Here is a 12992-nt window from a genome sequence, read left to right on the forward strand (position 1 = left end):
CCGCACAGCAGCCTGCCCACCAAGCTGAATTCCTGGTACGCCCGCAACGCCCGCGATCTGCCGTGGCGCCACCCGGACACCACCCCGTGGGCGATTCTGCTGAGCGAAGTGATGAGCCAGCAAACGCCCGTCGCCCGCGTGATACCCCTCTGGCGAGCCTGGCTGAAGCGCTGGCCCACCCCGGCAGATCTGGCCGAGGCGCCGCGTTCCGAGATCCTGAAAATGTGGGCCAACCTGGGCTATCCCCGGCGCGCGCTGCGGCTAAAGGAGTGCGCGATCGCCTGCATGGAACGCCACGGCGGCGAGGTGCCCAGCGATATTGCCGAGCTCGAGGCCCTGCCGGGGATCGGTTACTACACCGCCCGCGCCGTCGCGGCCTTCGCCTTTGGTCAGGCCGTGCCGGTTGTGGATACGAATGTGCGCCGCGTCTACCGCCGCCTCGTCGACGGTCGCTACCTGCAAGGCCCCGCCCGTGCGCGCGACTTGGCGGATGTGGCCTCGTTGCTGCCCCACGTCGATCCGGATCCTCGTTTGGTTGGACGCCAACTGTCCCAGTCACCCCGGCCTCAGCCCACTGACGCGGGCGCTGGCACTGGCACTGGTGCGGATAGTAGCGCAGGGGCGAGAACCGATACCGCTAGAGACGCAGACAGAGACGCCGCGAACCTAATGTGCGCCGCACTCATGGAACTCGGCGCTCTGATCTGCACCGCAAAAAGCCCCGAGTGCGAACAGTGCCCCGTAATTGACAACTGCGCGTGGGTGCAGGCCGGCAAGCCACTGCCGACGGAGGCTGAGGCAAAAGCCGCGGCCCAGCGCGTGCAGAAATTCGCGGGAACCGATCGCCAAGTCCGTGGAAAGATTATGGGGCTACTGCGGGAAGCGGGAGAAGGTGGCGTCACAAAGAAAGAGATAGACCTGCTGTGGCCCGCAACCGAGCAGCTCGAGCGGGCCCTGCAATCACTGTTAGACGACGGACTGTTAACCAGCGACGGCGCGACGTACCAGCTACCGCACTAAAAATCTTCGCGAAATCAGCGCGGAATCAGCGCGAAAACCCCGCAATATCTCCGCCCGAAATAGGGGCACAACGCAAATAGTTTTGACCGGCTTAGGCTCTACGGGGATACGTGCATTAGAGTGATAAACGTTACCCAGATCACATTAGGAATGATTTATGTCGACCTCACCCTCCTCGACCGCTAAGCAGCCAAACACAACCACCACCGTGGCGGCTGTTGGCCTCATGCTGTTCTCTATGTTCTTCGGCGCCGGCAACCTCATTTTCCCTCCCATGCTCGGCGTGGAATCCGGTGAAAATTTCTCCCCCGCCATGATCGGCTTCCTCCTAACCGGAGTGCTCATGCCGGTGCTGACGGTCATCGCCATCGCAATCTCCGGCAACGGTGTACGCGACCTGGCATCCCGCGCGGGCGCGCTGTTTGGCCTAATCTTTGCAATCGTTGCCTACCTTTCCATCGGCGCACTCTACGCCGTACCGCGCGCCGCAGCGATTGGCTACGAGCTGGGCATCGAATCCACCTTTGACCTCTCCGGCGGCTGGTGGCGCCTGGCGGGAACGTTCGCCTTCTTCCTGGTGTGCTACCTGCTGACACTCTGGCCCGGCAAGGTCGTCGACACCCTGGGCAAGGCCCTCACCCCAGTGCTGCTGATCCTGCTGGGCGTGCTGGCTATCGTCGGCCTTCAGAAACTGAACTCCCCCAGCATTCCCGCCACTGAGGAGTACACCTCCAACCCGCTGGTCAGCGGCATCTCCCAGGGCTACTTCACAATGGACTCCATCGGCGCGCTAGCCTTCGCGCTGATCGTCGTGAGTGCTTTTAGCCAAAAGGGCGAGACCGACCACAAGCGCATCGTCAAACTCTCCGGTGTGGCAGCCTTCACCGCGGGATTCTTCCTGATGCTGGTCTACCTGGGCCTCGGCCTAGTCGGCGCCCGCATGCCGGACAAGGAAAGCTACAGCGATGGCGCGGCAATCCTGAGCTCCGCAGCACACCTCACGATGGGCAACACGGGTGAAATCGTGTTCTCGCTGATCGTGCTGTTGGCCTGCATCACCACTGTCGTTGGCCTGACCGCAGCGACATCCACATTCTTCCACGAGCTGGTTCCGGCCATCAGCTACCGCTGGTGGGCGACCATCCTGACCCTCGTTGGCCTCGCTATCGCCAACCTGGGCTTGGAGAAGATTCTGAGTGTCTCTGGCCCGGTGATCGGCCTGATCTACCCGCCGGCGATCGTACTCATCACGCTTTCCTACGTGCACCTGCTGTTCCGCCAGCACAAGCTGGTGTTTTCTTACCGCATCGGTGTAGCCGTGGCCTTCCTGTTCTCCTTCATCGACTTCCTGGCCGCCCTTAACGTGCCGGTCGACTCGCTGCAGAATGCCCTGAGCTGGGTTCCGCTGATGGATGCAGGCATGGGCTGGCTACTGCCGACCGTCTTGCTCACCGCGATCGGCTTGGCCATCGACCTCACTCGCAAGGTGCCGAATGACGAGGACAAGGAAGTCGACCTGGAGGCGCTGGACCCGTTCACGGCAAACGTGGATACCGAAGATACCGAAGATGCCGAAGGCAGCGCCGACAGCGCAACGGATGCCCCGTTTCGCGAAGTTAATTTGTAATACCTAATACTTCTGACGGGGATAACACTTAAGATTCCCCTATGACGTTTTCTCGTAGAAGTTCCAACCGCTCCTCCTCTGACCGTTCTCCCTCTGATCGTTCCCGATCCCTGCGCGCCCGAACCCTAACCGCCACCTGCGCAGTGCTGCTGCCCGCAGCCATCGCCGCTTCCGGAATGACGCCCGCCGCCGCTGCACCCGGCGGCTTCTATGGTTCCGTCGAGGGATCTGCCTCCAAGGCCGCCGCCACCGGCAGCGGCAAATCCGTAGTGGGCTCCCTGCCCAACTACGACCCGGATGGCTTCTACTCTTCCCTGCCCTTGCAGGTAAAGGGCAAGCCAGGGGAAATCATCAAAACGGCCCCCAGCAACTTTGCCCTGGGGATCCCCTTCGTCGACTGGACGAACAGCGAGGCCCAGCGCGTGGCCTACGTTTCCACCAACTCCCGTGGCGAGACCGTGCCCGTCACTGGCACGGTGCTGATTCCCCGCGCTCCTTACACCGGCGGCGGGGAACGCCCACTGCTGGTCGTGGCTCCGGGCACCCAGGGCAGCGGCGATGCCTGCGCTCCGGGCAAGCTACTGCCGATGGGCTTGGAGTACGAGGCAGCGCCCGTCGCCGCTGCACTCTCCCGCGGCTGGGCCGTCGCACTGACAGATCTGAACGGCCTGGGCACCCCGGCACAGCACACGTACATGAACCGTGTGGATCAGGGCAACGCCACGTTGGACATGGCTCGCGCGGCAAAGAACATGCCTCGGGTACCGAAGGCCGCGCCGGTGGCGGTGTGGGGTTACTCGCAGGGCGGGGGTTCCTCCGCTGCAGCCCTGGAACTGGCTCACACCTACGCCCCGGAGATCAACCTGAAGGCGGGCTACGCAGGTGGAGTGCCGGCGGATTTGGCTATGACTGCCACCGCCATCGACAACGGCCCACTGGCCGCCGCCCTGGGCTACACATTGAATGGTTTCCTCGTTTCAAACCCGGAGATCCGCGATGCCGTGAAGGAGAAGATGAACGACAAGGGCAAGGAGTTCGTCCGCCGGACCGCCAGCGAGTGCATCCCCGAATCCCTCGCGCGGCACGCTTATACGGATACGCGCAGACTGACGAAGAACGGCGAGTCACTCACGGAGCTGTTGGAGCAGGAGCCGTTCAAGAAGCTTGTTGACGCCCAACGCATCGGCAGCCGCCCACCCCAGGTTCCTGTGTACGTCGGCCATGGCACGAACGATGACACGATCCCGGTTGAGCAGAGCCGCCGTATGGCCCGCCAGTGGGCGGAGGGTGGCACAAAGGTGAACTACGCAGAACACAATATCCCGCGCACGTTCCCACTAGGCGACCACATGGTGCCGATGATCACGCACCTGCTGCCTGCCCTGGACTGGGTAGATAACGTGATCCACGATCGCCCAGTGCAGTTCAACAAGGCTTAGTCAATAAGACCCAGCCCAAAAGGCTTAGTTAGCCTTTCTGATTCCAGTCGTCGCTGGAGTCTGCGGCGTCAAAGTCCTTATCCTCCGGCACGTTGCCCTCGGCGGCGACAGACACCACCTCCTGGGCCTCGTCGGCGGAGAGGTCATCCTCGCCGACCTCCGGCAGCGGCCTGGGCTTGGTGTCGAAGACGAACTTCGCATCGTCGCCCTTGGACTCGCCGTCCCAGTTTTCGACGTCGACGGTGACGATCTCGCCGGCGCCGATCTCGCCAAACAGGATCTTCTCGGACAGGTGATCCTCGATCTCGCGCTGGATCGTGCGGCGCAGCGGGCGGGCACCCAGTACCGGGTCGAAACCACGCTTGGCCAGCAGGGACTTCGCCTGCTCGGTGAGCTCCAGACCCATGTCCTTTGCCTCCAGCGCGGTGCGCACGCGCCCCAGCAGCAGGTCCACCATCTGCACGATCTGCTCGCGAGTTAGCTGGTGGAAGACCACGATGTCGTCGATGCGGTTCAGGAACTCCGGGCGGAAGTGCTTCTTCAGCTCGTCGTCGACCTTCTGCTTCATCCGCTCGTACTGCGTGTCCTCGTCGGCTTCGCCGGAGGCGCTGAAGCCCATGCCCACGGCCTTGGAGATATCCCTGGTGCCCAGGTTGGAGGTGAAGATCAGAACGGTGTTCTTGAAGTCCACCATACGACCCTGGCCGTCGGTAAGGCGACCGTCCTCCAGCACCTGCAGCAAGGTGTTGTAGATCTCCGTGTGGGCCTTTTCGATCTCGTCGAACAGCACCACAGAGAACGGCTTGCGGCGGACCTTCTCGGTCAGCTGGCCACCCTCGTCGTAGCCGACGTATCCCGGAGGCGCACCGAACAGGCGTGATGCTGTGAACTTATCGTGGAACTCGCCCATGTCGATCTGGATCAGCGCGTCATCGTCGCCGAACAGGAACTCGGCCAGCGCCTTCGACAGCTCGGTCTTACCCACACCGGACGGGCCGGCGAAGATGAACGAGCCGGACGGGCGCTTCGGATCCTTCAGGCCGGCGCGGGTGCGGCGGATGGCACGGGAGACAGCCTTGACAGCATCGTCCTGGCCGATGATGCGCTTGTGCAGCTCGTCTTCCATGTGCAGCAGGCGGGTGGACTCTTCCTCGGTGAGCTTGAACACGGGGATGCCGGTCCAGGTGCCCATAACCTCGGCGATCTGCTCCTCGCCCACCTCGGCGACTTCGTCCAGCTCGCCGGCACGCCAGGCCTTTTCCTTCTCCGCGCGCTCTTCGCCCAGCTTGCGCTCGTCGTCACGCAGAGCTGCTGCCTTCTCGAAGTCCTGGTCGTCGATGGCGGCCTCCTTCTTACGGCGCACCTCGGCGATCTTGTCGTCGATGTCCTGGATGGCCTTCGGGGCGGTCATGCGCTTGATGCGCATGCGGGCACCGGCCTCGTCGATCAGATCCACAGCCTTATCCGGCAGGAAGCGGTCGTTGATGTAGCGGTCCGCCAGCTGGGCTGCAGCCTTCAGCGCTCCGTCGGTGATGGATACGCGGTGGTGCGCCTCGTAGCGGTCGCGCAGACCCTTCAGGATCTCCACGGTCAGCTCCACGGAAGGCTCCGGAACCTGTACAGGCTGGAAGCGGCGCTCCAGCGCGGCGTCCTTCTCGATGTGCTTGCGGTACTCGTCCAGGGTGGTTGCACCAATAGTCTGCAGCTCACCGCGGGCCAGCTTCGGCTTTAGGATGCTGGCAGCGTCGATCGCACCCTCAGCGGCACCTGCGCCGACCAGGGTGTGGATCTCGTCGATAAACAGAATGATGTCGCCGCGCTGGTTGATCTCCTTCAGCACCTTCTTCAGGCGCTCCTCGAAGTCACCGCGGTAGCGGGAACCCGCCACCAGGGAGCCCAGATCCAGGGAGTACAGCTGCTTATCCTTCAAAGTCTCCGGCACCTTGCCGTTGACGATATCCAGCGCCAGCCCCTCGACCACGGCGGTCTTACCCACACCGGGCTCGCCGATCAGTACTGGGTTGTTCTTGGTGCGGCGAGACAGCACCTGCATTACGCGCTCGATCTCGTTCTCGCGCCCCACGACCGGGTCCAGCTTGCCGTCCTTCGCTGCCTGGGTGAGGTTACGGCCGAACTGGTCCAGTACCAGGGAGTTGGATTTCTGACCCGGGCGACTTGGTGCACCCTCCGGGCTGCTGCCCACGCCGGCGGTAGCGGGCTCTCCGCCACCGCTTTCTTCCTCGTTACCCTCGTAGCCGCTGAGCAGCTGAATTACCTGCTGGCGCACGCGGGACAGATCCGCGCCGAGCTTGACCAGCACCTGCGCCGCCACGCCTTCACCCTCGCGGATGAGGCCCAGCAGGATGTGCTCGGTGCCGATGTACTTGTGGCCCAGCTGCAGCGCTTCGCGCAGCGCGAGCTCCAATACCTTCTTGGCGCGCGGGGTGAACGGGATGTAGCCGCTCGGCGGGTGGCCACCGGTACCGATGATGTCCTTAACCTCGGTGCGCACGGCATCCAGGGAGATGCCCATGGATTCCAGAGCCTTCGCTGCGACACCTTCGCCCTCTTGGATTAGGCCGAGCAGGATGTGCTCGGTGCCGATGTAGTTGTGATTCAGCGCGCGTGCTTCCTCCTGCGCCAACACAACGACGCGGCGCGCGCGATCCGTGAACCTCTCGAACATGGTGTGCTCCCTTTTTCAAAAGATGTAGCTTGCGTATTCGCCAATGTTGCCCACCTTAGCCGTGAGCGTGGACAACTCATATCGCCTTTCACACAACACTGTGTTGTTGTTGCTCTATTCCGACGCCACCTCAGCCTCAACTACCCACATATCAGCAGGTCAACAGGCAATACCGGCCTAGTTTTTTCACACTGTACGCCGTCAGCGAACGCCCCCTATAGACCCCTGTTTCCCAACTCCCCCACAACCTGTCCCCTCATAGTTATTTTTTCAAACCGAGAACTTTTTAACCCAGAAACATTAAAGTGATGCACACCACTAAGGCTCACTGCGGTGGCGCACAAGGGGCCCGTCGGGAAAGGCACCTCAAGAAGACCCCCGGGGATTCCACCCCGGCAATACCGCCCAATGAACCGCCTCAGAAAAACAGTTCAGAGAAACCAGCTCAGAGAGACCAATCCAAGGAGAGTCACCCAGAAATGAACGCAGCAGCAGCCCAGTTGCCCAAGCCCTCCCTCACTGACCAGATTGGAACCGCCGGCACACTTCTTAAAGGCACACTGCCCCTGTTCAAATCGGGCGTCCTGGGGTCTATGGGTCCCGTCGCAGCCGGCAAGGCCCTCAAGGGAATCATCCAGTGGAGCTTCCTACCCGCTGGCCTACTGGCCATCGGCGCCGCGCGCGACCCGTACCACACGGCCATCATCGACGACGCCGGCTCGATGACCTACCAAGAACTGCACGAGCAGTCCACCACCCTGGCGCAAACCCTCTTCCGCACCGGCATTCGCGAGCGCGACCGCATCGGCGTGCTGTGCCGTAACCACCGCGGATTCATCCTCACCCTGTGCGCACACGGTCGGTTGGGTACGGACATTGTGCTATTCAACACTGGGGCGTCAGCAAAGCAGACCCAGGCTGTGCTAAAGGAACAAAAGATCGACATCCTGTTCATCGACGAGGAGTTCCTGCCGCTTCTGCCGAAGGACTTCGACGCCTGCCCGGTCGTCGTGGCCTGGGAGAACGGCGACACGCTGGGACTCACCCGCGAGGCAGAGGAAGCCCTAAAGAAGGCCTCCAATGTTCGGGATGCGATCGACAGTGGCGACTACGCGACCCGCAGCGAAGACTGGCCCTCTCTGCACGAGGTGCTGAGCACCACCCCAGAGAACCTCTCCATTCCCGCCCGCCCGCGTCAGGGGCGCACCATCATCCTGACCTCCGGAACCACCGGCACTCCGAAGGGCGCGCGCCGACCAGAGCCGAAGACGTACATGCCGGCCTCCTCCATCATGAGCCGCATCCCGATGCGCCACCACCGGCCATCATTCCTCTCCGCACCAATGTTCCACACTTGGGGCTTCGCGCAGATCCAGTTGGCGCTAGCGCTGCGCAACACCATGATCATGCAGCGCCGCTTCTCCCCCGAAGCTGCCGTGAAGCTGATCGAAAAGAACCGCCCGTACACCATCGCAATGGTGCCGACGATGCTGCGCCGCATGCTGGAGGTCGTGCCGGAGAACTTCAACTCTGGCACGAAGATCATCGCCACCTCCGGCGAGGCGCTGCCACCGAAGGTAGTGCGCGAGACGCAGGAGAAATTCGGCGACGTGCTGTACAACCTCTACGGTTCAACGGAGGTCAGCTGGGCCTCCATCGCCACCCCGGAAGAGCTGCGCAAGCACATCAACACTGCAGGTAAGCCGCCGATGGCAACGACGCTGAAGGTTCTGGACGATAACGGCAAGGAGCTGCCGAACGGCGAAATCGGACGCATCTTCGTGAAGAATGACATGCTGTTCGAGGGCTACACCCGCCCCGGCTCCGACAAGGAGATCATCGACGGCATGGTCGCCACCGGAGACCTGGGCTACTACAACGACGAAGGCCTGCTGTTCATTTCCGGCCGTAGCGACGACATGATTGTCTCCGGTGGAGAGAATGTCTTCCCGCAGGAGACCGAGGACGTGATTAACTCCATGGACTGCGTCGCCGAGTCCGCCGTGCGTGGCGTAGAGGATCCGGAGTTTGGCCAGGCGCTGTGCGTATGGGTCGTGCCGGAGGGCAAGACCGCTGCCGAACTGACCGACGAGGAGAAGGCGGAGTTTGAACAGAAGACAAAGACGGAGGTCAAGGCTCACCTGGCTCGCCACAGTGTGCCGCGCTACTTCGTCTACCTAGACAAGCTCCCTCGCAACGCTGTGGGCAAGGTGGTTCCGCGCGAGCTGCCACAGCCTTAGCCAGTAGTCCCCTCGTAGTTACCGATCCCGTAGAGGGGTATCCCAACTGACTGAGGGAGCGGGCGCAAGTAGATGCGCCATAATGAGGGGCATGACCAACAACAGCTCCAACATCAACCCCAACAGCTCCGTTAGCCCCAACAACTCGGCCACCCCAGCCAGCTCTAGCAGCCCAAGCCCCAGCGAACCCAGCCCCCTCCGCCCCCGCGTGCTGTCCATCGCCGGCACCGATCCAACAGGCGGAGCGGGCGCGCAGGCAGACCTGAAGTCCATCATGGCGGCGGGCGGCTACGGCATGTCCGTCATCACCGCGCTGGTCGCGCAGAACACGCAGGGCGTGCGAGAGATCCACACTCCCCCACTGGATTTCCTTCGGGCGCAGCTGGATTCCGTGTTCGACGACGTCACCGTCGATACCGTGAAGATCGGCATGCTCGGCGACACGGAGACCATCCAGACGATCCGCGATTACCTGCAGAATCACCAGGTCACGACGGTGCTGGATCCGGTGGCGGTGGCTTCCTCGGGCGACCGGCTGCTCACTGCGGACGCCGAGGACGCACTGCGGGACTTCGCTGCCGCTTCTTCGGTTGTGACGCCGAACCTCCCCGAACTAGCACTCCTGGCCAAGACCGAACTGGCCACCAGCGAGCAGCAGGCGGTGGACATTGCCGCGAAGTGGGCGCAGGAAACCGACACCACCGTCATCGTAAAGCTGGGTCACCTGGATGGACCGGAGGCCGGAAACATTGCAGTATCCCCTGCCGGGAAGACGCACAAGGTCAGCTCCCCGCGCGTGGAAACAAAAAACACCCACGGTACGGGGTGTTCTTTGTCTTCGGCCCTAGCCACTCGGCTGGGCGCGGGTGATTCGCTAGAGGATGCGCTGGATTGGTCTACTAAATGGCTCAACGAGGCCATCGCCAATGCCGACCGTTTGCTAGTCGGTAAAGGCCATGGCCCCGTTGATCACTCGGTGCGCCTGTTCTAGGCAGCTAGGTAGCTAGGCGCGGGAGGCAGGCGCGCAGCGTAGCCGCTGCCTGCGCTCTCGCGCAGCCAGCTACTACTTGAGCTCCTTGGAGGAAAGACCCAGCTCGCGGCGGGCAACAACCAACTGCTGAATCTGCTGGGTGCCCTCGAAGATGTCCAGGATCTTGGAGTCGCGGGACCACTTCTCCAGCAGGTCGCGCTCGGAGTAGCCGTAAGCGCCAGCGATCTCGACCGCACGCAGGGTCAGGTCGGTAGCCATGCGGCCGGCCTTCGCCTTGCACTCGGAGGCCTCCTTGCTGTTCGGCTGCTTGTTGTCAGCCATCCAGCCTGCGCGCAGGGTCATCAGGTATGCAGCTTCCCAGTCGCTCTCCAGGCGAATGTACTCGCTGGCAGCTGCGGGCTGGTTCCACGCGGGGGCGTCATAATCGATCTCCACACCTGCGTCGGCGAGGATCTCGCGCAGCTTCTCGAGGGAAGCGCGAGCAACACCAACGGCCATGGCAGCAACCATCGGGCGGGTGTTGTCGAAGGTGGCCATCACGCCACCGAAGCCCTTCTTGGTGTCCACCTCCGGGGAGCCCAGCAGGTTCTCCTTCGGGATGCGGACGTTATCCAGGATGAAGTGCGCGGTGTCGGAGGAGCGGATGCCCAGCTTGTGCTCCAGGCGGACCAGCTCGAAGCCCGGGGTATCGCGCGGGACGACGAAAGACTTGATGGCTGCGCGGCCTGCGGACTTGTCGACGGATGCCCAGACGACAACGTGGGTGCAGCGCTCGCCGGCGGTGACGAAGATCTTCTCACCGTTCAGGACGTACTCGTCGCCATCCAGCTTGGCGGTGGCGGCAACAGCTGCGGAGTCGGAGCCGAACTGCGGCTCGGTGATGGCCATGGCGGCCCAGATCTTGCCGAAGCGCTCGAGCTGCTCGTCATCGGCGACGGCTGCTACAGCTGCGTTGCCCAGACCCTGGTAGGGGATGGACAGGGTGAGTCCCACGTCGCCCCAGCAGGTCTCGATGACGTTGAGGATGGAGGCCATATTGCCGCCATTCTTGACGCCCTCAGTCTTCTTCTTGTCATCGCCGCGGCCACCGGAGGCACCGGCCATGGTCTGGCCGGCATCTGCCATGCCTTCGACCAGGCTGGCCATGGTGTCCAGCTCGACGGGGCGCTCGTGCTCCGCGAGATCGTACTTGCGGGAGATGGGGCGGAAGATTTCGGCGGCGGCCTGGTGCGCTTGGTTCTGGCCCGCCTTCAAACGCTTGGGGAGTTCCAGATTAATCATGATGTGGTTCCTTCAAGTTCCTTGTGCTTATTCGATATGGATTCGAATTGTGGCGGGGTTAGACGACGACTACGCCCTCGGCGATGCCGATGGCGCGCATGTCGCGGTACCAGCGCTCGACCGGGTGCTCCTTGGTGAAGCCGTGGCCACCGAGCAGCTGCACGCCGTCGAGGCCCATGACCATGCCCTTGTCGGATGCGTAGCGGCGGGCAAGGCCGGCTTCGCGGTTGAAGGACAGGCCCTGATCCAGGCGGGAAACACCGCGCAGCAGGATCAAGCGCAGGCCGTCGAGCTCGATGCGCAGGTTGGCGACCATGAAGGCCACTGCCTGGCGGTGCGAGATCGGCTCGCCGAATGCTTCGCGCTCGTTGACGTACTTCTTGGTGTACTCGAGGATGGCCTCGCCGGTGCCGGCTGCCAGTGCAGCCCAGCCCAGGCGGGAGCGGCGGATGATCTCCGCGTAGTTTTCCTTACGCTCGTCGGCGGGCAGGTCCTTGCCACCCAGCAGCTGGCTGGCGGGAACGCGGACGTCCTTCAGCAGGAGGCGGCCCAGGGCGGCGCCGCGCAGGCCCATGGACGGATCAGCCTCAACAACCAGACCGTCGGTGTCGGACTCGACGATCACGAAGGTGTTTTCGCCGTCGAGGCTCACTGCGATGACGAACAGCTCGGCCTTGCCGGCGTTCGGAACCATGGTCTTCACGCCGTTGATGACGATGTCGTCGCCCTCGCGGACGGCGGTGGTCTGCAGGGTGAACGGGTCGAACAGCGGGCGGGACTCGGAGACGACCACTGCGGAAGCTGGGACGGACTCGCCCGCGAACTCCGGCAGGTAGGTCTTCTGCTGAGAGTCGTCACCGTAGTTGGTGATGGCGTTGGCTACGCCAGCCGGCGCCAGGATGGCGACGGCCTGGCCCATGTCGCCGAATGCCAGGGCCTCGGCGATCAGGGCGTTGGTGGTGGCACCGGAGGCGGAGGCAATGCCTTCGTACTCTTCCGGCAGGTTGATCAGGGCAACGCCCAGCTCAGCGGCAGCTTCCAGCAGGCCTTCTGCCGGCTCGGATGCCTCATTCTGGTCGTGAGCAGTCGGGCGCAGGCGCTCTTCGGCGAACTCGCGCACGGCTGCGACGATCATTTCCTGATCCTCGGTCGGGGTCAAGTCGAACGGTGCCTTGCCCGGTGCCGGTGCCTCGGTTGGGACTGGCTGGTTGTTCTCATCGGTGGTCTGGTTGGCCAGGCGTACCGGCTTGCCGGAGCCCTTGATCTTTTTGAACTGGCGGTTCACGGCACCGAGGGTGCGCATGCCGGTCTTGGTGGACTGGTAGGCAACGCGATCCACCTTCTTACTCAGACCGTACTTCTCTGCCAGGTCGGAGCCGGTGAACTTCGTCAAGACTCCCATGACGGTACCGATTGCGTCTCGCTTGATGTTGTTCAGGCCAGGAGTTGAATCGGCACGCTTGCTTCGGTCGCTCATTTCGTGCGGCTACCTTTCACTGGTTGTCAGCGCAAATCTCATATCTGCATGTGCGGATAATTATGTACTTAGCATAAACCAGCATAATGGCGCGCATCACATTTTGGGCCAAAATATTGATTGATTTACACCCACACGGGCGAGCTACACGCCAGCTACCCCCTCAGTTTTCGAGCAACCCGCGCCCGCTTTTCGCAGGCGCGCACCCCGAAAAATCCCCCCCTTCAGCCT

General features: G+C 62.8%; 8 protein-coding genes. 5 read left to right on the forward strand and 3 right to left on the reverse strand.

What is annotated here, in order from left to right:
* The 3 genes from MHX63_RS10155 to MHX63_RS10165 form a co-directional block, all read left to right on the forward strand.
* A partial coding sequence (locus tag MHX63_RS10155) for an A/G-specific adenine glycosylase (protein ID WP_370644189.1) occupies positions 1-1020 on the forward strand: 1020 nt, incomplete at its 5' end.
* A gap of 157 nt (positions 1021-1177) precedes the next feature.
* Positions 1178-2647: a branched-chain amino acid transport system II carrier protein gene (gene brnQ, locus MHX63_RS10160; protein ID WP_239388666.1), complete on the forward strand. Its 1470-nt coding sequence runs from the start codon at positions 1178-1180 to the stop codon at positions 2645-2647.
* A gap of 41 nt (positions 2648-2688) precedes the next feature.
* A complete protein-coding gene (locus MHX63_RS10165) occupies positions 2689-4086 on the forward strand; it encodes a lipase family protein (RefSeq protein WP_239388668.1) in 1398 nt (465 codons plus the stop codon).
* Positions 4087-4114: 28 nt separating this feature from the next.
* Here MHX63_RS10165 and MHX63_RS10170 read toward each other — a convergent pair whose 3' ends face one another.
* Positions 4115-6772: an ATP-dependent Clp protease ATP-binding subunit gene (locus tag MHX63_RS10170; RefSeq protein WP_239388670.1), complete on the reverse strand. Its 2658-nt coding sequence runs from the start codon at positions 6770-6772 to the stop codon at positions 4115-4117.
* A 479-nt stretch (positions 6773-7251) separates the two neighbouring features.
* On the opposite strand from MHX63_RS10170, the gene MHX63_RS10175 reads away from it, so the two are divergent.
* Complete coding sequence (locus MHX63_RS10175) at positions 7252-9012, forward strand: AMP-binding protein (protein ID WP_239388672.1); 1761 nt, start codon at positions 7252-7254, stop codon at positions 9010-9012.
* A 91-nt stretch (positions 9013-9103) separates the two neighbouring features.
* Positions 9104-10003 (forward strand): bifunctional hydroxymethylpyrimidine kinase/phosphomethylpyrimidine kinase, encoded by a 900-nt coding sequence (gene thiD / locus MHX63_RS10180; RefSeq protein WP_370644103.1) that lies wholly within the window; start codon positions 9104-9106, stop codon positions 10001-10003.
* Between the two features lie 72 nt (positions 10004-10075).
* Here thiD and MHX63_RS10185 read toward each other — a convergent pair whose 3' ends face one another.
* Together MHX63_RS10185 and MHX63_RS10190 are read right to left on the reverse strand one after the other, a co-directional pair.
* Complete coding sequence (locus MHX63_RS10185) at positions 10076-11284, reverse strand: acyl-CoA dehydrogenase family protein (protein ID WP_239388674.1); 1209 nt, start codon at positions 11282-11284, stop codon at positions 10076-10078.
* A gap of 58 nt (positions 11285-11342) precedes the next feature.
* Positions 11343-12761 carry an acyl-CoA dehydrogenase family protein gene (locus tag MHX63_RS10190; RefSeq protein WP_239388676.1) on the reverse strand — a complete coding sequence of 473 codons (1419 nt, stop codon included), beginning with the start codon at positions 12759-12761 and terminating at the stop codon, positions 11343-11345.
* Between the last annotated feature and the right edge of the window lie 231 nt (positions 12762-12992).

The organism is Corynebacterium sp. ACRQK, assembly GCF_022345965.1.
Lineage (GTDB): Bacteria > Actinomycetota > Actinomycetes > Mycobacteriales > Mycobacteriaceae > Corynebacterium.